At 68.6% G+C, this 24,250-nt stretch carries 23 protein-coding genes; 18 read left to right on the top strand and 5 right to left on the bottom strand.

From position 1 onward, the window contains the following. From QH276_RS21325 to QH276_RS21260, 14 genes are all read left to right on the top strand, one after another. Positions 1-807 (top strand): acyl-CoA dehydrogenase family protein (locus QH276_RS21325; RefSeq protein ID WP_280406872.1); only part of this gene is annotated, 807 nt, incomplete at its 5' end. 102 nt (positions 808-909) lie between these two features. Beyond that, positions 910-1,698, top strand: coding sequence for an enoyl-CoA hydratase/isomerase family protein (locus tag QH276_RS21320; protein ID WP_280398642.1), 789 nt, complete (start codon positions 910-912; stop codon positions 1,696-1,698). Between the two features lie 35 nt (positions 1,699-1,733). Beyond that, positions 1,734-2,108: a Zn-ribbon domain-containing OB-fold protein gene (locus tag QH276_RS21315; RefSeq protein ID WP_280398643.1), complete on the top strand. Its 375-nt coding sequence runs from the start codon at positions 1,734-1,736 to the stop codon at positions 2,106-2,108. Then, positions 2,105-3,256, top strand: a complete 1,152-nt coding sequence (locus tag QH276_RS21310; protein ID WP_280398644.1) for a thiolase family protein — start codon at positions 2,105-2,107, stop codon at positions 3,254-3,256. Before QH276_RS21315 ends, QH276_RS21310 begins: the two co-directional genes overlap by 4 nt. 10 nt (positions 3,257-3,266) lie before the next feature. Beyond that, positions 3,267-4,475, top strand: coding sequence for an acyl-CoA dehydrogenase family protein (locus QH276_RS21305; protein ID WP_280398645.1), 1,209 nt, complete (start codon positions 3,267-3,269; stop codon positions 4,473-4,475). Beyond that, a complete protein-coding gene (locus tag QH276_RS21300; protein ID WP_280398646.1) occupies positions 4,472-5,422 on the top strand; it encodes a phosphotransferase family protein in 951 nt (316 codons plus the stop codon). Before QH276_RS21305 ends, QH276_RS21300 begins: the two co-directional genes overlap by 4 nt. Positions 5,423-5,452: 30 nt before the next feature. Continuing rightward, positions 5,453-6,655 carry an acyl-CoA dehydrogenase family protein gene (locus tag QH276_RS21295; protein ID WP_280398647.1) on the top strand — a complete coding sequence of 401 codons (1,203 nt, stop codon included), beginning with the start codon at positions 5,453-5,455 and terminating at the stop codon, positions 6,653-6,655. After that, entirely contained in the window at positions 6,652-7,407 is a 756-nt protein-coding gene (locus tag QH276_RS21290; RefSeq protein WP_280398648.1) for an SDR family NAD(P)-dependent oxidoreductase, read from the top strand. Before QH276_RS21295 ends, QH276_RS21290 begins: the two co-directional genes overlap by 4 nt. Positions 7,408-7,420: 13 nt before the next feature. Further along, a complete protein-coding gene (locus QH276_RS21285; RefSeq protein ID WP_280398649.1) occupies positions 7,421-8,191 on the top strand; it encodes an SDR family NAD(P)-dependent oxidoreductase in 771 nt (256 codons plus the stop codon). Next, positions 8,191-9,231, top strand: a complete 1,041-nt coding sequence (locus QH276_RS21280) for an NAD(P)-dependent alcohol dehydrogenase (protein WP_280398650.1) — start codon at positions 8,191-8,193, stop codon at positions 9,229-9,231. The genes QH276_RS21285 and QH276_RS21280 overlap by 1 nt, the downstream gene beginning before the upstream one ends. Positions 9,232-9,301: 70 nt before the next feature. Next, on the top strand, positions 9,302-10,816 hold the full coding sequence (locus tag QH276_RS21275; RefSeq protein ID WP_280398651.1) for a class I adenylate-forming enzyme family protein: 1,515 nt from the start codon (positions 9,302-9,304) through the stop codon (positions 10,814-10,816). Between the two features lie 45 nt (positions 10,817-10,861). Then, the gene (locus QH276_RS21270) at positions 10,862-11,485 is read left to right on the top strand and encodes a TetR/AcrR family transcriptional regulator (RefSeq protein ID WP_280406871.1); all 624 of its coding nucleotides are present in this window, start codon (positions 10,862-10,864) and stop codon (positions 11,483-11,485) included. A gap of 130 nt (positions 11,486-11,615) precedes the next feature. Next, positions 11,616-11,951: an EthD domain-containing protein gene (locus tag QH276_RS21265; protein ID WP_280396870.1), complete on the top strand. Its 336-nt coding sequence runs from the start codon at positions 11,616-11,618 to the stop codon at positions 11,949-11,951. Next, positions 11,948-12,967 (top strand): MBL fold metallo-hydrolase, encoded by a 1,020-nt coding sequence (locus tag QH276_RS21260; protein ID WP_280396871.1) that lies wholly within the window; start codon positions 11,948-11,950, stop codon positions 12,965-12,967. Before QH276_RS21265 ends, QH276_RS21260 begins: the two co-directional genes overlap by 4 nt. A gap of 224 nt (positions 12,968-13,191) precedes the next feature. On the opposite strand, the gene QH276_RS21255 is transcribed toward QH276_RS21260, so the two are convergent. Genes QH276_RS21255 through QH276_RS21235 form a run of 5 tightly spaced genes read right to left on the bottom strand, consistent with a single transcriptional unit; the run spans position 13,192 to position 18,722 of the window. Next, positions 13,192-13,956 carry an SDR family NAD(P)-dependent oxidoreductase gene (locus QH276_RS21255; RefSeq protein WP_280396872.1) on the bottom strand — a complete coding sequence of 255 codons (765 nt, stop codon included), beginning with the start codon at positions 13,954-13,956 and terminating at the stop codon, positions 13,192-13,194. A 46-nt stretch (positions 13,957-14,002) separates the two neighbouring features. Beyond that, on the bottom strand, positions 14,003-15,700 hold the full coding sequence (locus QH276_RS21250) for an ABC transporter permease (protein WP_280396873.1): 1,698 nt from the start codon (positions 15,698-15,700) through the stop codon (positions 14,003-14,005). Continuing rightward, a complete protein-coding gene (locus tag QH276_RS21245) occupies positions 15,700-16,860 on the bottom strand; it encodes an ABC transporter ATP-binding protein (RefSeq protein WP_280396874.1) in 1,161 nt (386 codons plus the stop codon). The genes QH276_RS21250 and QH276_RS21245 overlap by 1 nt, the downstream gene beginning before the upstream one ends. A 1-nt stretch (position 16,861) precedes the next feature. Then, the gene (locus QH276_RS21240) at positions 16,862-17,644 is read right to left on the bottom strand and encodes an SDR family NAD(P)-dependent oxidoreductase (RefSeq protein WP_280396875.1); all 783 of its coding nucleotides are present in this window, start codon (positions 17,642-17,644) and stop codon (positions 16,862-16,864) included. 40 nt (positions 17,645-17,684) lie between these two features. After that, positions 17,685-18,722 carry an ABC transporter substrate-binding protein gene (locus QH276_RS21235; protein WP_280396876.1) on the bottom strand — a complete coding sequence of 346 codons (1,038 nt, stop codon included), beginning with the start codon at positions 18,720-18,722 and terminating at the stop codon, positions 17,685-17,687. Positions 18,723-18,843: 121 nt separating this feature from the next. Here QH276_RS21235 and QH276_RS21230 point away from each other — a divergent pair, with 121 nt between their 5' ends. The 4 genes from QH276_RS21230 to QH276_RS21215 all read left to right on the top strand — a co-directional run bounded on the left by QH276_RS21230 (position 18,844) and on the right by QH276_RS21215 (position 24,132). Next, positions 18,844-20,787, top strand: coding sequence for an FAD-dependent oxidoreductase (locus QH276_RS21230; protein WP_280396877.1), 1,944 nt, complete (start codon positions 18,844-18,846; stop codon positions 20,785-20,787). A 98-nt stretch (positions 20,788-20,885) separates the two neighbouring features. Continuing rightward, positions 20,886-21,929, top strand: coding sequence for an extracellular solute-binding protein (locus QH276_RS21225; protein ID WP_280396878.1), 1,044 nt, complete (start codon positions 20,886-20,888; stop codon positions 21,927-21,929). Continuing rightward, entirely contained in the window at positions 21,926-22,750 is an 825-nt protein-coding gene (locus QH276_RS21220) for an SDR family NAD(P)-dependent oxidoreductase (RefSeq protein ID WP_280396879.1), read from the top strand. The genes QH276_RS21225 and QH276_RS21220 overlap by 4 nt, the downstream gene beginning before the upstream one ends. A gap of 29 nt (positions 22,751-22,779) precedes the next feature. Continuing rightward, entirely contained in the window at positions 22,780-24,132 is a 1,353-nt protein-coding gene (locus QH276_RS21215) for an FAD-dependent oxidoreductase (RefSeq protein WP_280396880.1), read from the top strand. The last annotated feature ends 118 nt before the right edge of the window (positions 24,133-24,250 follow it).

Below are 24,250 nucleotides of genomic sequence, written 5' to 3'. Positions count from 1 at the left end.
GGCGCCCACGCACTGCTCACCGCGCCGGAAGCCGAGGGCAATCCCCTTCCGGAGGTACTTGCCGGAGATCTCCTCGCCACAGTGAGCGCGCTCGGCCCGGCCACCGACGATCTACGGGCCACCCGGGGCCCACAGGGGTGGCGGGCCGACGGCACGGTCACCCACCTGATCGGTGGCGGCAGCGCCGATATCGTCGTGGCCTCGGCCGGGACGGCCGACGGGTCGCGACTGTTCGCGCTGCGCCCACCCGCGGACACCGTGCGTACGGAACGTCGCGTACTCGACCCGACCCGACGGCAAGCCGATATCACCGTGCGCGACTGCCCGGCGGTGCCGCTCACGACGCCGGAGGCCACCGCGACGGCGAGTACCCGATTACAGGACCTGGCAACGCTCGCCCTGGCCTGCGAGAACACCGGAATCATCGATCGCCTGCTCGATATGACCGTGGAGTACACCGGCACCCGGCAGCAGTTCGGCCGGCCCATCGGCTCGTTCCAGGCGGTGAAACACCGGCTGGCCGATCTCCTGGTTTCACTGGAGCGGGCCCGCTCGGCCTCGCGGTACGCGGCGGCGCTGTACGCCGAGGACCCGGATTCGGCCCGGCTGGCCGTGGCGGTGGCCGGAGCGGTATGCACCGATGCCGCCGTGCAGGCGGCGGGCGAGGCCGTCCAGTTACACGGCGGGGTGGGCTTCACCTGGGAGCACGCCGCGCATTCGTACTTCCGCCGGGTACTGGGAAATGAAGCCGCACAGGGTGATGCGCGTACCCACCGGGCCCGTATCGCCACCTTGATCGGCGTGTGACCGGCGGCCACGCGCTCCCGCAAATCCGTATTGACGCGCTTCCCGCCGTCAAGTACAACTGAAGTGAATCCAGTTCAGGAACAAACTCCGAAAGAGGCTCCGATGATCGATACCGACCACATCGTCCTGGAGAAAGACGGCGACATCGCCCGTGTCTGGCTCAACCGCCCGCACAAGAAGAACGCGGTCACGGTGGAACTGCTGCACCGGCTCGACGAGATCATCGTCGAGGTCGACAACGATCCCGACCTGAAGGTGCTCGTCCTGCGCGGCCGGAACAACACCTTCTGCTCCGGCTTCGACCTCGACGAACTGCGTGAGAACTATGTCGGCAAGACCAACGCCATGGATGTCGCGGTGCTCTCCGCGAAGGTCTGCGACCGGCTGTACTCGATGAACACCCCGTCGGTCGCGGTGCTCGAGGGTTACGTCACCGCGGGCGGTTTCGAGCTGATGATCTCCTGCGATTTCGCGGTCGCCGCCGAGGACGCCAAGATCGGTGACTTCCACATCCGGCGGGCCCTGTTCGGCGGCGCCGGCCCGATCTACCGGCTGCCCCGGATGATCGGTATCCGTAAGACCAAGGAACTGATGCTCACCGGCAAACTGCTCAGCGGCAGGGAGGCCGCCGATTTCGATCTGATCAACGCCTCCGCGCCCGCGGCGGAACTCGACCGGCTCGTCGCCGATTTCATCGCCCCGATCGTGGACAAGAGCCCGTTCGCCATGAAGCTCACCAAGATGACCATCGATCGCGGTCTGGACGCCGATATCCAGTCGCTGATGGTGATGGAACATCTCGCCGTCGGCAATGCCCTGCAGTCCGAGGACGCGCGCGAGGGCGTGAACGCATTCCTGGAGAAGCGCGAGCCCAAGTGGGTCGGCCGCTGAAATCCGGCTAGCGGCAACGAATCGGAAGGGACGAGATGGGTGAGCAGGTGACACCGGTGCTGGAAGGCAGTAGGTGCACGGTATGCGGCACGGTGGGTTATCCGGCGAGCGCGAACTGTGCGCGCTGCGCCGCACCGACCGCCGAACCGCTGGTATTGAGCACCGAGGGCGTGGTGTGGGCGCACACCGTACAGCGGTTCGCACCGAAATCACCGCCGTATGTCGTTCCCGCCGAGGGCTTCACGCCGTACGCGGTCGGCTATGTCGAGCTCCCCGAAGGGATCAAGGTCGAGGCGATTCTCGACTGTGCCGATTTCGCCGATCTTGACCGGGCACCGGTGCGCCTCGTCGCCGTGACACCGGTGCCCCGGTTCGCCACCTTGTCCCTTCGGCCGAGTGAGGTCCGATGACCCAGCAGGTTTCGATCATCGGCAGCGGGCTGTCCCGCTTCGGCCGGCAGCCCGGGGTCACCGGGCGGCAGCTCGCACTCCAGGCCATCGGCAACGCCTTGGCCGACGCGGGCCTGACCTGGCCCGATATCCAGGTAGCCTACGGCGGCAGCGACGGTTCGGGATTGGCCGACACCCTGGTGGCCGAACTCGGTTTCACCGGTATCCCGTTCACCAATGTCAAGAACGGGTGCGCTACGGGCGGGAGTGCGCTGTTCTCGGCCGTCAACGCCGTCCGCTCCGGCGCCGCGGAGATCGCCCTGGCGGTCGGTTTCGACAAACACCCGCGGGGCGCGTTCGATCCGGACCCGGCCGACTGGGGTCTGCCCGAGGGCTACGGATCGGCCGGGCTGATGGTGACGACGCAGTTCTTCGGCGCCAAGATCGGCCGCTATATGCGCGAGCACGGGATCTCTGCGACCACGCTGGCCAAGGTCGCCGAGAAGGCGTACCGCAACGGCAGCCGCAACCCGAATGCCTGGCGCCGCGAACCGATATCGGCCGAGCGGATCCTGGCGGCCGAGATGGTGAACGACCCGCTCACCAAGTTCATGTTCTGCTCGCCGGGCGAGGGCGGTGCGGCCGTGGTCGTCGCGGGTGAGGCCGCCGTGCGTCGCCTGGGCGCCCGGCCGGTGCGGTTGCGGGCGATCACCCACCGCACCCGGCGGTTCGGCTCCTTCGAGGTGTTCAGTCCCGCCGTTCAGGGCGCCGGTGAACCGACCAGTGTCAGCGCGGATGCCGCCTCGGCGGCGTTCGAGCAGGCCGGGATCGGGCCGGACGAGATCGGCGTCGCGCAGCTCCAGGACACCGAAAGCGGCGCGGAGATCATGCATATGGCCGAATGCGGATTCTGCGCACCCGGTGCGCAGGAGGAGATGATCGCGGCGGGCGTAACCGAAATCGACGGCCGGCTGCCGATCAACACCGACGGCGGCTGTATCGCCAACGGCGAACCCATCGGGGCATCGGGCCTGCGGCAGGTGCACGAGATCGTGACCCAGCTGCGCGGTGCGGCGGGCGATCGCCAGGTCCCGGGTGCACCGAAAACCGGTTTCACCCATGTCTACGGCGCTCCCGGTATCAGCGCCTGCACGGTTCTCTCGGTCTGAGGTGGATACAGTGAGCACACAGCAGCACCCCGGCCTCGCCGAATTCACCGAGCAGGCCCGCGCCTGGCTGCGCGGGACCGCCGCGCCGCGCACCGAATCCGCTTGGGGCGACGGGGACGATTCGGTGGCGATTTTCGAGAACTGGACCGCCGCGGAAGAACGGCGGCACACCGATACCATCCGCGCCTACGAGCAAGCCAAATTCGATGCCGGCTGGGGTGCGCTGACCTGGCCGGCCGAATACGGCGGCCGGGGCCTGCCGATGTCCTACGCGCTGGCGTTCCGCCGCGCCGAGGAAGAATTCGAGGTACCCCGGCGTACCGAGATGTTCTCGGTCACCCAGCAATTGGTGGCGCCGGCGATCGAGCAATGGGGTACCGCGGAACAGCGGGCGCGCTATGTGCGGGCGATGCTGCGGACCGATCTCATCGCCTGCCAGCTCTTCTCCGAAACCGAGGCCGGATCGGATCTGGCCGCGGTGCGCACCCGGGCGGCCCGCAACGCCGACGGCACCTGGACGCTCGACGGACACAAGGTGTGGACCTCCGGCGCCCGGGTCGCCGATCTCGGGGTCGCGGTCTGCCGCACCGATCCCACGGTGGCCAAACACGCGGGACTCACCGTTTTCCTCGTGCCGATGGACGCGCCGGGGGTCACCGTCCGGCCGATCCGGCAGATGACCGGCGGAAGCTCGTTCAACGAGGTCTATCTCGACGGTGTGGTGCTCGACGACGGATTGCGGCTCGGGCCGGTCGGCAAGGGCTGGCCGGTGGCGCTCACCGTGCTCGCCGCGGAACGGCTCGACGGTGCCTCCCTCGGTGTGGCGAACGCCGACCGGGCGGTGGCGCTGGCCCGGAATCTGGGGCGCAGCCTGACGGAACTGGAACGCGACCGGGTCGCGGATCTGGTGACCCGCAGTTATGTGCAGCGGATCGCGGGGATGCGGGTCGCGGCAGCGGTGGTCGCGGGCCGCGATCCCGGGCCGGAGGCGTCGGTGGGCAAATTGCTCGCCACCGACACCATGGCCCGCACCTCCGAGGTCGCGCGGCTGTTGCTCGGGCGGGACCTCACCGCGGATTCCGGACGCTGGGGCGCCTACGCCTGGACCGAACATGTGCTGGGCGCGCCCGGGTACCGGATCGCCGGCGGTACCGACGAGATCCAGCACAACATCATCGCCGAGCGAGTGCTCGGCCTACCCAAGGAGCCGCGGCCATGACGCTCGAACAGCGAGTACGCGACCGGTTGCGTACCGACCCGGGTCTCGAGGTCACCGGCTTCGACACGCTGCCCGGCGGGCATTCGGGCCTCACCTACCGGGTCACCACGACCGGCCCGGCGTTCGTGGTGAAGGCGGTACCGGAGGGACGTAAGCCGATCGGGCGCCACGATATGTTGCGGCAGGCCCGGGTGATGCGGGCACTCGGCGACACCGAGGTGCCGGTTCCCCGGATCGTGGCCGTCGATGAGCACGAACCCGCCTGGTTCGCCATGGAATTCGTGGCCGGGGAATCGCTCGAACCGGTCCTCGACGACCCCGCCGTCGAACCCGCCCTGGCCGCGGCGCGGATGCGCCGTGCAGCCGAGGTACTCCCCCGGCTGCACGCCGTCGACCCGGGTTCGGTACCAGGCGTCGAAGCCCCGCTGACACCGGCCGACGAACTCGCCCGCTGGGCCCGCACACTCGGCGCAGTGCCACCGGAACTGGTCGCGGGCGGCGACCGGCTGCTGGACCTGCTGGGCCGGCGGATCCCCGAACCTGTCACCCCCACGCTGGTACACGGTGACTACCGGCTCGGCAATATCATCGCCGCCGGTACCGAACCGGTCGCGCTGATCGACTGGGAGATCTGGAGCGCCGGCGACCCGCGAGTGGAACTCGGCTGGTTCCTCGTGTTCGCCGACGGCACCAACTTCCCGGGGGTGGGCCGCACGGTCCCGGGCCTGCCCGATTCCGCCGAACTCGTGGACCGCTACCGCGCGGGCGGGCCGGAACTGCCCGACCTGCCCTGGTTCGACGCACTCGGACGGCTCAAGATGGCCGCCATCATGGGCCACAACCTGCGACGGCACCGGGAAGGCCGGCACCACGATCCGGACCAGGAAAAACTGCCCGCCACCATCCACCGCCTCATCGAGACCGGAACCGAGCTCCTCGCCGGTTGAGGTCCCCTCCCCCGATTCAGGAGCCGCATCGTGGATTTCTCCTACTCCCCCCGCACCCGAGAGCTGCTCGTCCGGCTCGAACAGTTCATGGAACACCACGTCTATCCCGCCGAACGGGTCTACGACGAGCAGATCGCCGCCGCGGACAACCCGCACGAACAGCCGCCGATCATGCGGGAACTGCAGGCCGAGGCGCGCCGGCAGGGGCTGTGGAATCTGTTCATGACCCACGACGGTCTCGGCGCCGGGCTCACCAACCTCGAATACGCTCCGCTGGCCGAACTCGCCGGCCGGTCGATCATCGGCAACGAGACGCTCAATTGTTCGGCACCCGATACCGGCAATATGGAAATCCTCGCCATGTTCGGTACCGAACAGCAGAAAGAGCGGTGGCTGAAACCGTTGCTGGACTGCGAGATCCGCTCGGCCTTCGCGATGACCGAACCCGCCGTGGCCAGCTCCGACGCCACCAATATCACCTCGACCATCCGCCGCGACGATGACCACTACATCCTCAACGGCCGCAAATGGTACATCTCCGGCATCCTCGATCCGGATTGCAAGCTCATCATCTTCATGGGCAAATCCGATCCGGACGGGCCGGCGTATCGTCAGCAGAGCATGATCCTGGTACCGGCCGATGCACCCGGTATCGAGGTGCTGCGGGATCTGCCGATGTTCGGTTTCCACGACCGGCTCGGACACGGCGAGGTGCAGTTCACCGATGTCCGGGTTCCGGCGGAGAACATGCTCGGCGCCGAGGGCGACGGTTTCGCCATCGCCCAGGGCCGGCTCGGTCCGGGCCGCATGCACTACGCCATGCGGGCCATCGGAATGGCCGAGCGCGCACTGGAACTCATGTGCCGGCGGTCCCTGGAACGCACCGCGTTCGGCGGACCGCTCGCCGACCGCGGAGTGGTGCGGGAATGGATCGCGCGCAGCCGGCTGGAGATCGATCAGATCCGGCTGCTCACCCTGCAGGCCTCCTGGCTGATGGATACCAAGGGGAACGCGGCGGCACGGTCGGAGGTCGCGGCGATCAAGGTCGCGGCGATGGAGGTCGCGCATACGGTGGTCGACCGCGCGGTCCAGACTTTCGGCGCGGCGGGGGTCAGCAACGACACCGTGCTGGCCCGGATGCACGCCATCACCCGCGCCCTGCAGATCGCCGACGGCCCCAACGAAGTCCATCTGCGTACGATCGCGCGCCTCGAGGTGAAGAAATACAAATGAGCACAACCGATTTGAGCGGCAAGGTCGCCCTGGTGACCGGTGCCAGCCGTGGACTGGGCCTGGCCATCGCACGTGGACTGCGCGACGCGGGTGCCACCGTGATCGTCTCCAGCCGCAAACTCGCGGCCTGTGAAGCGGCGATCGCCACGCTCGGCGACGGCGCGGGCAGCGCCCACCCACTGGAATTGCATGTGGGCCGCTGGGACACCCTCGAACCCGCCGTCGACGGAATCGTCGAACGCTTCGGCAGTCTCGACATCCTGGTCAACAATGCCGGTATCGCCCCGCTCGCGGAGAATCTGGAATCGGTGACCGAGGGCCTGTGGGACAAGACCATCGAGGTGAACCTCAAGGGCCCGTTCCGTCTCATGGCCGTGGCCGGGGCGCGGATGGCCGCCGCTGGTGGTGGGTCGATCATCAATATCTCGAGTATCGGCGCGGTGCGGCCGAGCCCGCCCGAGGCGATGTACGCCGCGGCCAAGAACGGGCTGAACGCCCTCACCATGGCATTCGCGCAGGAGTACGCACCGGCCGTGCGGGTGAACTGTGTGATGCCGGGCGGATTCGCCACCGATATGTCCGAGCACTGGGACGACGAATTCGTAGGCAAGATCATCGACCGGCTGCCCGCCGGGCGGCTCGGCGATCCCGCGGAGATCGCGGGCCTGGTCACCCATCTCGCAAGCGACGCGGCCGGTTATACGACGGGTGCGCTGATCCCGGTCGACGGCGGCCGCACCGCGGTGTACTGAGAGGCGAGGCGGAATGAACAGCCCAGCACTGCACGACCTTTTCGGATTGGACGGCCGGGTCGCCGTGGTCACCGGAGCGTCCTCCGGCCTCGGCTCCGGTTTCGCGCGCGCCCTCGCCACGGCCGGCGCCACCGTCTACGCCGCCGCGCGCCGGGTGGACCGGTTGCGGGAACTGGCCGCGGCCGACGCCCGGATCGTCCCCGTGCGCTGCGATATCACCGACCCTGCCGACCGCACCGCCCTGGTGGACCGCTGCTACGAGCAGTCCGGCCGCCTGGATGTCCTGGTCAACAATGCTGGCCGCCCGGGACCGCCCCACGCCGAACAGGAGACCGACGCGGAGTTCCGCGCCATCCTCGACCTGAACCTGCTCGCCGGTTTCCATCTGGCCACCTACGCGGCGTCCAGGCTCCCCGCGAGCGAACGCGCGTCGTATATCAATATCTCCTCGGTGATCGGCCTGGTGTCGACCGCGCCGATCGGCGGCGCGAGCTACGCGGCTTCCAAGGCGGGAACGCTGGGTCTGACCCGGGAACTCGCCGGTCAATGGGGCCGCCGGGGTATCCGGGTGAACGCCGTGGTCCCCGGCTGGTTCGATACGGAGATGACCGACGGCCTGTTCGAGAACGAGAAATCCGCGGGCTGGGTGCGCCGCAACACCATGCTGGGGCGCGGCGGCCGGACCGGTGAGGTGGACGGGGCCGTGGTCTTCCTCGCCTCGGATGCCTCCTCTTATATGACCGGGCAGGCGCTCGTCGTCGACGGCGGCTGGACCGCCCGCTGATGCTCGCCGTCCAGCTCACCGCCTGGGGAGCCGAACCCGAACTGCGCGAGATCCCGGTGCCGCGGCCCCGCGGTGAAGAACTGCTCGTCCGGGTGACAGCCGCCGGACTGTGCCGGTCGGACCTGCACGTCATGGACGCTACGGCGGACAGTTTCAATTACCCGCTCCCGCTCACCCTGGGCCATGAGGTGGCGGGGACGGTGATGGACGCAGGACCGGCCGCCGACCCCGGCTGGATCGGGGAACAGGTTGTGGTGCACGGTATCTGGGGTTGCGGTGGGTGCCGCAATTGCCTGCGCGGCCGGGAGAACTACTGTCTGCGCCTGCGCCCCCGCGAAGGCCGGGGGGCGCCCATCGGCAACGGGCTCGGGTATCCGGGTGGGCTGGCCGAAGCGGTCCTCGTTCCCGCGGCCCGCTTCCTGGTGCGCTCGGCCGGCGTCGACCCGGTGCTGTGCGCGCCCCTCGCGGACGCCGGGCTCACCGCCTACCACGCGGTCCGCGAACATCGCGACCTCATCGATGCGCAGAGCGTCTGCGTCGTGATCGGCGTCGGTGGTCTCGGTCATTTCGCGCTCCAGATACTGCGCGAATTCGGCGCCGGGCAGATCGTCGCCGTCGACACCCGCGCGGACGCCCGGGAAATGGCCTGGCGGCTGGGAGCGGACGCGGTTTTCGCGGATACCGCCGCCGCGGCGACCGCGCTGGGCGAGGGTGCGGATCTGATCCTGGATTTCGCCGGGGCGCCCGGCACGGTCGTCCCGGCCGCCGCCGCGCTGGCACCCGGCGGCCGGTTGTCTGTGGTCGGCAGTGCGGGCGGACGGCTCACGGCCGGTAAGGACGTCGGGCTGGCCGCAGGGTGGGGAGTCACCGCGCCGTTCTGGGGGCCACGCGCGGATCTTGCGGCCGTGGTCGATATGGCTCGGCGGGGCGCGCTGCACGTCACCGCGGAGACCTATCCGCTCACTGCGGCGGTCGAGGTCTACCGGCGGTTGCGGTCGGGCGGTATCACCGGTCGCGCGGTTCTGGTCCCGCCGCCGTGACCGGTGCGAACCGCCCCGCGGCGGCCCGGCAGCGAGTAAACAGAGAGCACAGCGGCATGAGGAACGACAGATGAGAACACTGGCGCAGGAGATGCTCGAGCGGGCCCGTCGGAGCCCGGCGGAGATCGCGGTGATCGACGAACTCGGACAGCACACCGTGGGCGAGATCATGGCGACGGCGAAAGCCCTCGCCGACCGGATCGCGGCCATCGACGAGCGCGGCCCGACGGTGATCATCCAAGCCGACAACACGTGGCGCACGCTGGCCGCCGCGCTGGCCGTCGGCCTGCGGGGCGGGGTCGTGGCCGTGTTCAGCCCGCATGCGACCGAATCGGAGTTCCGGCTCGCGCTCGAGGATATCGACCCGGACCTCGTGATCGGCGATCCCGCCGCCCTGCGCCGTTGGGACGTACCCGCGACGGAGTTCCCGTTCGCCGGCACCGCCTTCGGCGAGCATCGGCTGCGGGCGCGGACGGCGCCGTTCGGCCCGGTGCGGCGGTGGCGCGGGGGTAGCGCCATCGCCATGACCTCCGGATCCACCGGCCGGCCCAAATGTGTGGTGCAATCCGAGGACGCCATCCGCTACGCCTGCCGCAGCACCATCGACGCCGTCGGCCTGCGGCCGGGCGAATCGGTGGGTGCCTTCGTACCCCTGTCGTCGGTGGCGGCGTTCTGCTTCGGAATGTATCTCCCGGCGTTCCTGGGCGGCACCATGGTCACCATCGGCCGCTGGTCTCCCGCGGCGGCGCTCGACGCCATGGCCGAGTATCGGGTGGCGTGGACGATGCTGGTCCCGACGATGGCCCTGCAGCTCTCGGTCACCGGCAACAGCGCCGGACGGCTGAGCGGCATGCGGGCCATGACCGTGGGTGGCGGGCCGATGAACCAGCGGGCGCTGGCCGAGGCCGAAACCAAACTGGGCACCACGTTCCTGCGGGTGTTCGGGATGTCGGAATGTCTGGGTCATACGACCCCGCGGCCCGCGGACCCGCCGGAGGTCCGGCTGGGTCGCGACGGGCGCCCGTTCCCGGGCACGGTCGTTCGCGCGGTCGGCGATTCGGGCAGCCCACTGCCGGCCGGTGCGATCGGCGACGCCCAGGTGAAGGGCCCTTCGTTGTTCGTCGGCTATGCCCGCGGCGGCGTCCCGGTTCCACCGGATCTCACCGCGGACGGATTCCTGCCCACCGGCGACCTCGTGGAGGTGGCCGCGGACGGTTCCATCCGGGTGATGGGCCGGCAGAAACAGATCATCATCCGGGGCGGGCGCAATATCGATATCAACGAAATGGAATCGGCGATCGCGGCGCTACCCGGGATCGTGCAGGTGTGCGTGGTCCCGGTACCCGACGAATTACTGGGTGAGCGTGCGGCGGCGCTGGTCGTCGCCGACGGTGCGGAGCCGACCCTGGAGACCGTCACCGACCGGCTCGCCGCGGCGGGATTTCCCAAATTCAAATGGCCGGAATACCTTTTCGCGGTGGCGGATCTACCGCAGAACCGGGTGGGGAAACTCTCCCGGCCGGACGCGATCCGGCTCGCCACCCGGCTGGCGTCAGCCGACTCGAATTCATCTCAGGTGGGGTAGAGTTGACCGATCCACAGACAGCCGATATTTGGGGGCACACTTCTCATGACCGTTGACACCGGGGCCCGCCGGGAAAGCCCGCGCTCCAAACGCAGCAATATCCTGACGGCTGCCATCGAGCAGTTCGGGCGTATCGGTTACGAGCATACGAAGTGGGCCTCCATCGCCGATGAGGTCGGGATCGGCCAGACCGCCCTCTACCACTATTTCGAGTCGAAGGCGCACTGCCTGCTGACGATCATGCGACTGGAACTGGCCGATTCCGTCGACCGTTTCGTCACGGCCACCGAGGATCGAGCGGATCCCGAGCAGGCCCTGCGCGCCGCGGTGGCCGCCGCCCTGCGGGCCGAGCCGATCGATGCGCTGCAACGCCGCATCCTGCAGAACCATATGGATCTGCTGGCCCAGCCGCGTCAATCGAAGAAGGAAGAAGCCGAGCGGCTGCGGTCGCGGGAGCTGGTCCAGGAAATCGAACAGAACTGGACCGAGCTGATCGAGCGGGGTATCGCGGCGGGCGTATTCGCCGACGGCGATCCCAAGATCCTCGGCCGGATGGTCCTGGCGGTGATCATCAGCGTCTGGCGGTGGTACCGCCCGGACGGCACGCTGACCCTGGCCGAGATCACCGACACCGTCACCGAGGCCGCGGTACGTATGGTGCGCGCCTGAGCGGCGCGCACCGGGGCCGGCCCGAGCTTCCGAAGATCCGGAGCAAGGCGGAAACGCCCCCGGGCAGCGGGAACCGGACAGCGCCGTGGCCTACCTTCCATACCCGAACAGAATTCAGTTAGGAGAGCTTGTGTACAACCTCATCGTGCTGGCATCCCGGCCCAGCGACTGGTCACACGAACAATTCATCGAATGGTGGCGCGGCGAGCACGCCGAGGTGACCTATCCGCTGCCGGGCCTGCTGCGCTGGCAGCACACCGAACTCCTCGACACCTTCGACGAGAAATCGGCCGGCTGGGACGGCCTGTCGATCCTGAGTTTCGAATCCCGCGAGGCATTGGACGCCGCGCTGGCCAGCCCCGAATGGAAGGCCGCCGTGCGGCATGTCGGCGCGATGCGCGGCCGGCGCATGATCTGGTACGGCGAGGAACAGACCATGGTGCCCCTGGCCGGCAGCGGCGAATGAGCGCACAGTGGGCCGAGCCCGGCTGCTATCCGGTCGCCGACGGTATCCACCGCATCCCCCTGCAGCTTCCGCAGGACGGGTTGCGCGCGGTGAACGTGTACGCCGTGGAAACCGCCGCCGGGCTCGTCCTGATCGACGGCGGCTGGCACCGGCCGGACACCTACCGCGAGCTCGCCGCCGGCCTCGCGCGCATCGGCCGCTCCCCCGCCGATATCCACGATGTGCTGGTCACCCATATCCACCGCGACCACTACACCTTCGCGGTGGAACTGCGGCGCCGCCACGGCTGCCGGGTTCATCTCGGCGCCGGCGAAGCGGCCGGGCTCGCGGAGATCCGGGAACTGGGCAACAACGTGCCCACCAGTTCCCTGCGCGAACTCCGCCGCGCCGGTGCCACCGGTATCGCCGCCCGTAGCCATGCGGACAGCGTCGGCGAACCCTTCGATGTCGCCGATTGGGAACCGCCCGACTTTTGGCTGCGTCCCGGTCCGCTCACCTTCGGTGGCTACGAACTCGACATCTCGGCGACCCCGGGCCATACCAAGGGACATCTGGTCTTTCACGACCCCGCCCGGCGGCTGCTGTTCACCGGCGACCATCTCCTGCCTACCATCACCCCCTCCATCGGCTTCGAACTGGGCTCCTGGGAACTGCCGCTGGACAAATTCCTGCATTCGCTGAACCTGCTCCGCGACGACGACGATCGATCGATGCTGCCCGCCCACGGCCCGCACGGCGGAAGCGCCGGTCGCCGCGCCCGGGAACTACTGCACCATCACGACCGGCGTTTCGAACAGATTCGCAGCGCCGTCACCGAACTCGCGCCGTGCACCGGATCGGAAGTAGCCCAGGCACTTACCTGGACCCGCCGCGACCGCCCCTTCGCATCCCTCGACACGTTCAATCAGATGGTCGCCACCTGCGAAACCATGGCACACCTCGACGTTCTCGTCGCCCGGCAGGTCTTGGACGTTCACAACGATTGTGGCGTGGATGTTTTCGCGCCCGCGCACTGACCGTATTCGCTGCCGCCGGGCAATGCCGGCGTGATAACACGCCGTGCCCGCTGCAGGCACAGAGCCCGCAGCCTCGGGCGGTGGACTTCGTCCCCGGCCCCGCCCGGGGAAACGGGCGTCCGGGCCTGCTCGACGGCGGCGATGCCAACTGTTCGGCGGGTTCACCCGGCCGAATGGGGCTGTCTCCACCCTCATCCAGTGGAGACAGCCCCGGTTCCGCCCCGTCAGGCGCAGGTCCAGCCCCCATCGACATACAGTTCGGTGCCGGTGACGAAGGTGGCGTCGTCACCGGCCAGGAACGCGACCGCGGCGGCCACTTCCCCGGCCCGGCCGAGCCGGCCCATCGGGGTACCGGCGAGCATGGCGCGATGCCGTTCGCTGCCTTCGTAGCGTTCGAGCAGCTGTTCGGTCTCGATGAACCCCGGATGGATCGAATTCACCCGAACACCTTTCGTCGCCCAGTGCAGCGCGGCGTTCTTCGTCATCGTCCGCACCGCACCTTTGGCGGCGGCGTAGGCGAGACTGTTTCCCAGTCCGCCCACTGTGCCGAGGATCGAGCAGAGGTTGACGATCGAGCCGCCGCCGCTCTCTTCGATCAGGGCTCCGGCATGTTTCATACCCAGCCACGTGCCGGTTTGACTCACCGCGATCACCCGGTTGTAGCGGTCGAGATCCTCGTCGACCACCGACGCCAGGCTGCCGATGGCGCCATTGTTGACCAGTGTGTCCAGGCGCCCGTACCGGTCACGCACGGCGGCGACCGCCGCCTGCCACTCTTCTTCGCGGGCGATATCGAGTGCCCGGGTGAGATGGCGGTCCGGATGGTCCAGGGTGGCGGCGAGTTCGGCACAGCCCGCCGCGCCGAGGTCGGTCACCACGAGCGTGGCGCCTTCCGCGGCGAGGCGGCGCACGATCTCCACCCCGATACCACCCGTCGAACCGGTCACCAGGACCACCTTGTCGTTCAGCCGTGACGGGCCCGGAGCCATGGCAGGCCTTTCTGTTCCGAGGGAATGGCCGCGAAGAGACCGCGGCTCACAGTTTGTTCAGCACGTTCCGGCCGCCGACGAGCATCGCGACACCCACACCCGCGGTGGTGACCGCGGTCATGAGCAGTGCCATCGCGGCAACCAGTGGATACGAGCCGTTCTGCCAGAGATCGAAGAGCAGGGTTCCCATCACCTGGGTTGTCGAGGCACGCACCAGCAGCGACGCGGCGAATTCGTGGGTCAGCAGGATGAACATCAGGGCGACAGCACTGAGAATGGTGGGCCGCATCAACGGCAGCATCACCCGCAGATTCGTCACCAAGGGGGACGCACCGCTGGTGGCCGACGCCTCGCTGTAGGCGTTGCCGAGCGAGAGCATGGCAGTCATCTGCATTCTGGTGGCGTACGGCAGCATCAAGACGATGTAGACCAGGATGATCACCGTCTTGGTCCCGTAGAGGATCAACGGCGGCTCGGTATAGGTGAGCAGGAATCCGACACCGAAGATCACCGCCGGAATACCCAGGGGCAGTGCGGTGATCAGGTCGGCCAGCACGGCCATGATCTTGAACTGCCGGCCGCGCACGAGCAGGGTGGCCATCAGATAACCCAGCGGAACACAGATCACCACAGCGGCCAGCGAGGTCGACACACTGGTGAGCACGGAACCGACGATGGCGTTGTCCGCCGCGAGGGCGCGGAAGTTGTCCAGGGTGAACAGATCCCAGGACAGGGATCCGGACCAGTACGGCGTCAGCGCGACAACGACCAGTCCGACCAGCGGGATGATCAGGGCGAACAGGGCGTAGACGACAATGGTCGCCGTGGCCCACAGCGAACGTCCCGCCGCCGGCGCGAACGCCTTGCCGCCGTGGGTGACGAAACGCGACTGATTGCCCAGCAGGCCTTTCTGGATCAGGACCAGTACCAGGCCGAAGATCACCAGCGGTGAACCGGCGGCGGCGGCCGCGGCGAAATCCGACGGCGATTCCGAGACCCTTCGATACATCTCGGTCGTCAGGACTTTCACGCCGTAGTTCTGGCCGAGCAGCAGCGGGCCGGTGAACTGGCCCAGCCCCAGCAGCAGTGCGATACCGCCGCCGTAGATGAGCGAGGGCCGCAGCAACGGGAGCACGACCCGGAAGAACACGCCGACCGTGGAGGAGCCGCTGATCTGTGCGGCCTCCAGATGTTCGGACCCGATGTTCTGCATACCGGCGCTGACGAACAGGTACACGAACGAGGTCAGCCCGAAACCGGTGAGGATGATGATCCACGGCACCGTGTACACATCGATCGGGCCGGAATCCGAATGGCTCCACCAGGGCAGCTTCCGCAGCAGGACATTCAGGTAGCCCGGCCCGGGTGAGAGCAGGAATGCCCAGCCCACGATGTTGGCCACCGCGGGCATCACGATCGGCAGGATCGGGATGATCCGCAGGAAACCGAAACGGTCCGGCAGCCGGCTCGCCGCGAACGCCAGCAACGTGCCGAGCACCATGGCGATCACCAGCGAACCCAGGGCAAGCGCGACGGTGGTCGCGATCGTCTCGCCGATATCGAAGCGGGTGTACTGCGCCCGGTAACCGCGGGCACCGTCCTCGAAGGCCAGCGATTGCAGCCGGATCATCGGCAGCACGACGAGATACGCCAGCACGGCCAGCAGGGCGAAGTACCCGAGCCGGGTCCGCCACTGCGCGGGCAGCGCGAAGGAACGGCCGGTGGTTGCGGTCACGGTGGTCATCAGGCGTGCCCTCCCGCGCTCACGGCGACCGGTTCCGGGGCGGCGGTCCGCTGTCCCGGGGTCGCGAACACACGCAGGCTCGCCGGGGAAAAACTGACGACCAGCGGCGCCCCCGGGCTGCTGCCGCGCAGCGCGGCACTGTGCTGGGCGGCCGGCGCACGCAGGATCAATTGCTCACCACCGCTGTCCACGGTCACGTCGAAGTACCGGCCGCCGTATTCGTAGGTCACCAGTTCGGCGTGCAGGGCGACATTGCCCAGCGGTACCTCGTCGGCCGTGGAATGCAGCAGCACATCGTCGGGCCGTAACCGGGCCACCGCGGTATCGTGCCGGTCGGCCGTGTCGCGGACGACGGCATGCGTGAGGTCGATCGGATCGCCGGCGGAGGTCACCCAGCCGTCGTGCCCGCGCCGCAGCGACAGCCGGTTGCTCATTCCGATGAAGGCGGCGACATAATCCGATACCGGATTCTCGAAAACCTGCTCGGGCGCATCGTACTGTTCGATCTTGCCCGCCTTCATGATGGCGAGCCGGTCGCCCAGGGCGAAGGCCTCGGACTGATCGTGGGTGACGAATACGGCCGTGAAACCGAGCTTCTGGTGCAACTGGTGGATCTGGGTGCGTACCTGATCGCGCAACCGGGCGTCGAGATTGCTCAGCGGTTCGTCGAACAGCACCAGATCGGGCCGCGCCACCAGCCCGCGGGCCACCGCGACCCGCTGCTGCTGCCCACCGCTGAGCTGCGACGGATACCGGTCGAGCAGTTGTCCGCAATCGACCATTTCGGCGGCGGTCTCCACCGCTCCCCCGGCAATGGCTTCTTTCATTTTCCGCACCTTCAGCGGGTAGCGGATATTGTCGCGGACGGTCATATGCGGCCACAACGCATACGACTGGAACACCATGCCGATATTGCGTTTGTGTGCCGGTACGTTCAGGCGTGCGTCCCCGTCGAAAACGGGTCGGTCCTTGAAAGTGATCGCACCGCCCTGCGGAGTTTCCAGCCCCGCGAGACAGCGCAGGGTGGTCGTTTTCCCACAACCACTCGGCCCGAGCAGGACCAGGAATTCGCCCTCCTCGATGGTGAGGTCGAGTTGATCGACGACAACATTGCTGCCATAGGTTTTGGTCAGGCCGGACACGGTGAATTGCGACGTCATCTCACGCCTTCTGGGTCGATAGTTTCGGGGTGCGCACGCCGGCGGCTGTTCCGCCGTCGACGAGAAGATCGGTCCCGGTGACATAACTGCTGGCGGCGCCCGCCAGGAACGCGATCACCGAGGCCACTTCGGCGGGAGCGCCGCGGCGTTGCATCGGAATACTGCGGACATACGCTTCGACGTCGTCTCCGGCGAAGCCGGGTGCCGAGGTGATCTCGGTGGTGATACTGCCGGGGCATACCGAATTCACCCGGATACCCTGTTCGGCCAATTCCAGAGCGGCGACCTTCGTCAGGGCACGCACCCCGAATTTCGCCGCGCCGTAGGCGCCGAGTTCGGCGGTGGCGAGGACACCGCGCAGCGACGAGATGTTCACGACCGATCCGCCACCGGTCATCGCCGCCGCCGCGGTTTTCAGTCCGAGGAACGTCCCGATCAGATGCTGATCGATCATGCGGCGGAAGTCGTCGAGCGGGGTCTGCGCCAGCGTCGCCTTCAGCGCGGTTCCGGCACTGTTGACCAGTACGTTCATCGGGTGTCCAGCCTGTTCCATCGCGGTGGCGACGGACTGCCAGCCGGCTTCGGTGGTGACGTCGAGGTGGTGGTAATGGGCCCGGGGGCCCAGTTCCAGGGCCCGTTTCCGGCCGGCGATATCGTCGATATCGGTCAGGTACACCGTCGCGCCCCCCGCGGCGAACAATTCGGCGGTGGCCCCGCCTATTCCCCCGGATGCCCCGGTCACCAGTACGTGGGTGCCGTGCCAGGGCTCGGCCGTATCGTCCATACCTGTCCTTTGTCGGTGTTGCGGGATGAGCGGAGCCGGATCAGCTCTGGAAACGCCGGGCCCATTCCTGGGAGTACTGCGCGACCTTGTCCGGTGTCAGATCGTGGGTGTCCGGTGCGGCGATATCCTGTGCCTGCACCACGGCGCCCGGGATATCGGGCAGCGCGGCGGCGTAACCGTCGTTGAGCGCGGCCTGTCCCTCGCGGGTAACCATGAAATCGACGAGCACCTGGGCGGCATTCGGATGCGGCGCGACACTCGTGACGTGGCTGTACCAGGGCGTTCCCCACGGTTGCGCCGGAAGTGCCCAACCGACCGGCGCGCCTGCGGCCGCCTCGGTCACCAGCGGTTGCACCGACGGGGTCACCGCGATCTCGCCCGAGGTGAGTGCCTGCGCGATACCGAGCGCGCTCGGATAGATCCGGGGTTTCAGCGCGGCCATCCGCTCCCAGTAGTCGGCACCGTAGGTGGCGGCGTAGAAGCGGTAGAGGTCGACGTAGGAGGCGATACCGGTCGGATTGACGATGCCGATCTTGCCGCTGTATTTCGGGTCGAGCACATCGTGTGGTGACGTCAGGCCGCTGGGGACCGCGTCGGTATTCCAGCCGAGAGCGAAGACGGCGGCACTGGAGAGCGCGAAGCGATTTTCCAGGACACTCTTCTCGGGCCGGTATTCCGGTGCCCGCAGGCTCGGGCCGGCCAATTCGGTCGAATAGCTGCCGGATTGGGCCGCATTGGCGATCCAGGTGGCGTCGGTCAGCATATGGACGTCGGCGGTGCCGCGGCCGGTCCGGTTCTCGGTTTCCACCCGCGGATTGATATCGGCGTCGGTGCCGCGGACGAATTCCAGATCTATCCGCGGGTACGCGGTTTCGAACGCTTTCTCCAGCCGCTCCAGATTGGCCGGTTTCTGGCTCGAATACAGCAGGACGCTGCCTTCGTTCTCGGCGGCGGCGACCACCTCGTTCCACCCGCCCGTCACCGGGGCCGTGGTTCCCGGACTCGCCCCGCAGGCGGTGAGGACGGAGGTGACAGCGAGGGCCGCGACGGCCGCCGTGGCCTGGAACAGCAACTTCATGGTGCGAATACCCACATCCCACAGAACTGAACTGATGTCAGTTTGAAACTAAGCCATACCCATTGTGGTGTCAATCACCTTGTGGCAATAATATGAAGTGAATCCAGTTCAAGGAGGAACTTTGGCCCCGCCTCTTTTGTCGTCCCCGTTGCGGATCGGCGGCCTCGAGCTGCGCAATCGCCTGGTAGCAACCGCACACGGCTCCGGCGTGGTCAGCGCCGGAGCCGCTCAGCCCGGCGACGACGACTACTGGCGACGCTGCGCAGCCGGCGGTGCCGCCATGGTGATCGCGGGCGGCACGGTCGTCGGTTCGGACTCCGGCAACCGCACAGGAAACATCACCGACGCATCCCGCCCGGACGCGGTGCCGGGACTGCGCCGGCGGGCCCGGGCGATCGCCGATGGCGGCGCCGTACCGGTCTGCCAGCTCGTCCATCTGGGACGCGAGACGCTGGGTGCCGAGATCTGGGAGCATCCGGTCGCGCCGTCGGCCGTCCGGTCACCCCGCGAACCGGTCCGGGCACGGGTGCTGTCGGAATACGACATAGACCGGGTCGTCGCCGATTTCGTACGCAGTGCCGGCCACGCCGCGGAGGCGGGATTCGCCGCCGTGGAACTCCATGCGGCCCACGGATATCTGCTGGCGCAGTTCCTCGCTCCGGCCTCCAACACCCGGGCGGACGCCGCGACCTCGGCGGGACGCGCCGCCATCCTGCACCGGCTGCACACCGCGATTACCGCGGCCTGCCCCGGCCTCGTGGTCGGCGTGCGGGTTTCGGTCGACGGCGCGGAGGAGGCCGGGCTGGATACCGACGGCTTGTGCGACCTGCTGCCACTGCTGGATATGTTCGACTACATCAACGTGACCGCGGGTGTCCGCACCACTTACGTCCGCGATATGGCGACCGCCGAGCCGCCGCTGCTGCCGCTGCTGCGCCGGCTCCGCGCGGCAACCGATCGTCCGCTGCTGGTTTCGCAGGCGTTCCGGTCGCGAGCGGATATCGAGAACGCCCTCGCGGCCGGCGCTGATCTGGTCGGGATGGCGCGGCCGTTCATCGCCGACCCGGATTTCGCGGCGAAGCTATTGCGCGGTATCGACAGCCGCATCCGGCCGTGCGTGTCCTGTAACGAGGACTGCCGTTCCTTCACCCCGGTCCTGCTGTGCACGGTGAACCCGCTCCTGGCGCCGCCCGGCCAGGCCGCGCGCCCGGCGCGGCCCCTGCGTTTCGGCCCGCCGCCGAGCAGGCCCGGGAAGGTCGCGGTGGTCGGCGCCGGGCCTGCGGGCCTGGAAGCCGCCCTACGCCTGGCCACGGCCGCCGACGTGACCCTCTTCGAGGCGAAGCCCTGGATCGGCGGCCAGCTGCGCACGGCCGCGCAGGCGCCGAATCGGGCGGGCTGGTCGGCGCTGCTGCGCTTCTATCAGGACAATCTCGCCGGTGTCCGGATCGAACTGGGGCATCGGGTCGCGGCGGCGGACCTCACCGACTTCGCCGAAATCATCGTGGCGACCGGGGCGACCGAAGCCGGCACCGCCGCAGCCGTGACGACCACCTCCGTGCTCGCCGATCCACGGCAGGTCTGGCCCGGCAATCACGTGGTGGTGATCGACGACGGGTTCGGCTACTGGCCCGCGGTCGGCGCCGTGGAGGCGGCGCTGACCGGAGGGGCGCGCCGGGTCACCGTGCTCATCCCGGGCCCGGCGATCGCGGCCGGGATCCCGGTGGAGAGCCGCGTGCAGTTGCTGCGGCGCCTCACGGGACGCCCGGTGGATTTCGTCATCCAGGCTGGGCGTGTCGAGGTGCGCGGTGCCGGATCCGGCTCGGTCGTGCGCTATCGCAATCTCTTGTCCGGCGAGACGAGCGAGCTGGCCTGCGACCTGGTGGTGGCGGCGGGGGAACGAGTGGCCACCGGGTGGCGGTCCTTCCCGGAGCAATTGCCGGAGGCGCGGGTGCAGGTCATCGGTGACGCTCTGGTCCCGCGGCGGGTATCGCACGCCGTCGCCGAGGGATACGCGGCCGCGGACACGATTCTCGGCACCGCGCGGCTTCCCGCGCCGGTCGGGTGACCGGCACTCCACAGAACTGCGCCGGCCGACGGTGTGACCGGCGGGCGGGCCCGGATGTCTCGGCCCGGGCCGTTCGCCATGGAAAGGATGAGATACGTATGCGGAAAACCCTTCGAACGAAGGTTTTCGGGACGGCAGCGGTACTCGGTGCGATCACCCTGACGCTGGCCGGATGCGGTGGCTCCACCGCTGTGTCCCGGCCGGTCGCCGGATCGTGGGACGAGGTGGTGGCGGCGGCGAACGAGGAGGGTGCGGTCACGATCTACTCGACCCAAGCCCAGCCGGTACTCGCGGATCTGGAGCAGGCCTTCGAAAAGGCTTATCCCCGTATAGATCTGACCGTGGTCCGGGGCGTGGACTCCGATCTGCTCTTCCGCGTGGATATCGAAGCCCGCACCGGCAAGGGCGCCGGGGATGTCGCGGTGATCACCGATACCGCCTGGATGCAGGCGGCCGCAGACACCGGCAAAGCGGTGGAGGTGATCGGCCCCGCATTCGATGCGCCCGAATACCGGCGCGCCGACAGCATTGCCGGCGGGAAGTTCTTCCTCGAGGGCGCGGTGGTCCTGGGCTTCGGCTGGAATACGGCCGCATACCCCAAGGGCATCCGGACGGCCCGGGACCTGCTGGACCCGGCGCTGAAAGGCCGGGTCGGGATCGTCACCCCGGCCACCTCGCCGACCTACATCGACTACTACGACCATATCGAGGAGCACTACGGCGGCCACGAATTCCTCGAACAGCTCGCGCAGAACGCGCCGCGAATCTACCCGAGCTCGCAACCACTCGGGCAGGCGCTGGCCTCCGGCGAAATCGTGGCCGCGCTGATGTGCAACCCGATGCTGCCGGAGAGGGCCGCGGGCGCGCCCGTCGGCTGGACCGCCGGACCGGCGGTGTGGGGCGCGCGCTGGTACGGCCTGGCGCTGGGTTCGGCCCCGCACCCCAACGCGGCGCAGGTACTCGCGAACTTCATGGTGAGCCGGCCCGGCCAGCAGGCGACGTCACCCGGTTACGGGTCTGTCCTGCCCGATATCGAGGGTGCGCTGGCGGTGGCTCAGGACATTCCCGACCAGAACCTCGAGGTGACGGTCGGCGAAGGCGCCGAAAAGTACCGCAGCGACTGGGAAAACATCTTCCAGTGAGGACCGATCCCACCACACACGAGGAGACAACCGTGCCGGAACAGCAGTTCGATGGGAAGGTGGCGCTGGTGACCGGCGCCGGATCGGGGATCGGTGCCGCCACCGCGCGGCTGCTCGGCCGGCGCGGCGCGGCGGCGGTGTACCTCGGCGATATCGACCGGCAGGCGGCGGCCGGGATGGCGGCCGAGATCACGGGCGGCGTCCCGGTCGGACTGGATGTGGCCGATTCGGCGCACGTCGATCAGGCCTTCGCCGACGTGCTCGCCGAACACGGCCGGATCGATATCGTGGTCCACGCGGCCGGCGTCGACGATCCGCGCAGTAAACAGCGGATCTACGAGGCCGTCGAACAGAACCGGCCGCCGGAGGTGCTGGTCCATCTCGAGGATTCCGATTGGCGGCGCATCCTGTCGATCAACCTGGACGGCACCTTTCACGTCCTGCGGGCCGCGGTCCGGGCGATGAAGGACACCGGCGGCGGCGCCATCGTTACCGTGGGCTCGTCCTCGGCATTCGACACCTTGGCCGGTTACCCGCATTATGCGGCGTCCAAGGCCGGTGTGCACGCGCTCAGCCAGTCGGTGGCGAAAGAGGTGGCGCATCTCGGGATCCGGGTGAACACCGTCGCACCGGGCCCGGTCGATACCGGGATGGCCCAGCGCACGCCTGCGCATCTGCGCGCGGCCATGTCCGAAGGCGCCGCCCGCGGTTATGCCACGGCCGAGGAACTGGCCGACAACATCCTGTATCTCGCCGCACCGTCCGCCGCCAATGTCGTCGGCGCGGTGCTGTTGAGCAACGGCGGCCGGTTCACGGTCTGAACCGCCGGATCGAGCACGAAGGAGCAAGTATGCAGAGGATCGAAACCGATGTCCTGGTGATCGGCGCGGGGATGGCGGGCCTCACCGCCGCGGCCCGCTCGCTCGACCGGGGCGCCTCGGTGGTGGTGGTCGAGAAGGCCGATACGGTCGGCGGCTCGGCGCGTTTCGCCGGGTACGCCTGGACCGCACCCAGCCGGGAAGTGATGGCCGAGGTGAACCCGGACGGCGACCCGGTGCTGCGCGACGCGCTCGTCGACGGATTCGCCGGCGGTATCGCCTGGATCCGCGCGCTCGGCGTGCACTGCGCCGGCGCGGTGCCGATTCTGCGCTTCGGCCGCGGTCACCAGTTCGACACCAACCAGTACCTCGACGAATGCCGGCGCCGGGTGACCGCCGGCGGGTACTTGCTCACCGGCACCGAGACCCTCGCCCTGCGTACCGAGAACGGCACGGTCACCGGGGCCCGGGTGCGCCGGCCGGACGGCACCGAGATCGAGATCGTCAGCGCCGCCGTGGTTCTCGCCACCGGCGGGTTCCAGGCCGACCGCGAACTGGTCGCCGAGCACATCCACCCGCGCGCCGCCGAGATGCAGTTGCGCTCCAACCCGGAGAGTGCCGGAGCCGGCCTACGCCTGGCCGAAAGCGTGGGTGCGGCCACCGGAACTTCGCGGTCCGGTTTCTACGGCCACCTGGTGCCGACGCAGGTGCCGTTCCGTGATTCCGCCGACTTCGTGGGTTTGTCGCTGTACTACAGCGAGCACGCGCTGCTGTTCAATCTGGACAACCGGCGATTCACCGACGAGACCCTGGGCGACCACCTCACCGCGATGCGTCTGCTCGAGCAGCCCGAGGCCCGCGGCCTGCTGGTCGCCGACGAGCGGGTGTACCGGGAATGGGTGCTCGGCAGCTATGTCGAAGGCGCTATCGCGGTGGACAAATTCGAGCTCACCCAGCGTCGCGGCGGCCGCTGCGGTCTCGCGGAAACCCTGGACGACTTCGCCTATCTGCCACCGGAGTGGGGGTACGACGGGGCGGCCGTCGCCGAACAGATCCGGCAGGTCAACGCGGCGGGTACCGCGGTCCGGCCGGCCCGTACCCACGACGCGGCACCGCTGGATACCGGCCCGTACTACCTCATCGAAACCTGCCCCGCGCTGACCTTCCCGTTCCACGGCATCCGCATCGACGCCGCGGCCCGTGTGCTTTCCGCTACGGGCGGCACGATCCCCGGCCTGTTCGCCGCGGGCTCCGATACCGGCGGTCTCTACCACAGCGCCTACGCCGGTGGAATAGCCGCCGCGCTCGTCTTCGGCCTGGCCGCGGCCGATACCGCCACCGAGCACCTTTCGACCACTACAGCCGCCCCCGCGGTGAAAACGTAGGCCTCCGCGCGCCGGGGCGCGGGTGAGGGGGGGGGCCGCGCGGCCATAAGGGACGGGCGCCGGGCACCGCGTAGCCGGCGGGGGGATAGCCGGCCGGGGGGCGAGTCAGGCCGCCGGG

The organism is Nocardia carnea (assembly GCF_029869215.1).
GTDB lineage: Bacteria > Actinomycetota > Actinomycetes > Mycobacteriales > Mycobacteriaceae > Nocardia > Nocardia carnea_B.
This window is presented reverse-complemented; position numbering and strand designations above follow the sequence as displayed.

Excerpts from the sequence above, each read along its gene's own strand:
- QH276_RS21320 (WP_280398642.1), top strand. The coding sequence starts at position 910 with ATGATCGATACCGACCACATCGTCCTGGAGAAAGACGGCGACATCGCC.
- QH276_RS21315 (WP_280398643.1), top strand. The coding sequence starts at position 1,734 with ATGGGTGAGCAGGTGACACCGGTGCTGGAAGGCAGTAGGTGCACGGTA.
- QH276_RS21310 (WP_280398644.1), top strand. The coding sequence starts at position 2,105 with ATGACCCAGCAGGTTTCGATCATCGGCAGCGGGCTGTCCCGCTTCGGC.
- QH276_RS21300 (WP_280398646.1), top strand. The coding sequence starts at position 4,472 with ATGACGCTCGAACAGCGAGTACGCGACCGGTTGCGTACCGACCCGGGT.
- QH276_RS21290 (WP_280398648.1), top strand. The coding sequence starts at position 6,652 with ATGAGCACAACCGATTTGAGCGGCAAGGTCGCCCTGGTGACCGGTGCC.
- QH276_RS21285 (WP_280398649.1), top strand. The coding sequence starts at position 7,421 with ATGAACAGCCCAGCACTGCACGACCTTTTCGGATTGGACGGCCGGGTC.
- QH276_RS21280 (WP_280398650.1), top strand. The coding sequence starts at position 8,191 with ATGCTCGCCGTCCAGCTCACCGCCTGGGGAGCCGAACCCGAACTGCGC.
- QH276_RS21275 (WP_280398651.1), top strand. The coding sequence starts at position 9,302 with ATGAGAACACTGGCGCAGGAGATGCTCGAGCGGGCCCGTCGGAGCCCG.
- QH276_RS21270 (WP_280406871.1), top strand. The coding sequence starts at position 10,862 with ATGACCGTTGACACCGGGGCCCGCCGGGAAAGCCCGCGCTCCAAACGC.
- QH276_RS21260 (WP_280396871.1), top strand. The coding sequence starts at position 11,948 with ATGAGCGCACAGTGGGCCGAGCCCGGCTGCTATCCGGTCGCCGACGGT.
- QH276_RS21255 (WP_280396872.1), bottom strand. The coding sequence starts at position 13,956 with ATGGCTCCGGGCCCGTCACGGCTGAACGACAAGGTGGTCCTGGTGACC.
- QH276_RS21250 (WP_280396873.1), bottom strand. The coding sequence starts at position 15,700 with ATGACCACCGTGACCGCAACCACCGGCCGTTCCTTCGCGCTGCCCGCG.
- QH276_RS21245 (WP_280396874.1), bottom strand. The coding sequence starts at position 16,860 with ATGACGTCGCAATTCACCGTGTCCGGCCTGACCAAAACCTATGGCAGC.
- QH276_RS21240 (WP_280396875.1), bottom strand. The coding sequence starts at position 17,644 with ATGGACGATACGGCCGAGCCCTGGCACGGCACCCACGTACTGGTGACC.
- QH276_RS21235 (WP_280396876.1), bottom strand. The coding sequence starts at position 18,722 with ATGAAGTTGCTGTTCCAGGCCACGGCGGCCGTCGCGGCCCTCGCTGTC.
- QH276_RS21225 (WP_280396878.1), top strand. The coding sequence starts at position 20,886 with ATGCGGAAAACCCTTCGAACGAAGGTTTTCGGGACGGCAGCGGTACTC.
- QH276_RS21215 (WP_280396880.1), top strand. The coding sequence starts at position 22,780 with ATGCAGAGGATCGAAACCGATGTCCTGGTGATCGGCGCGGGGATGGCG.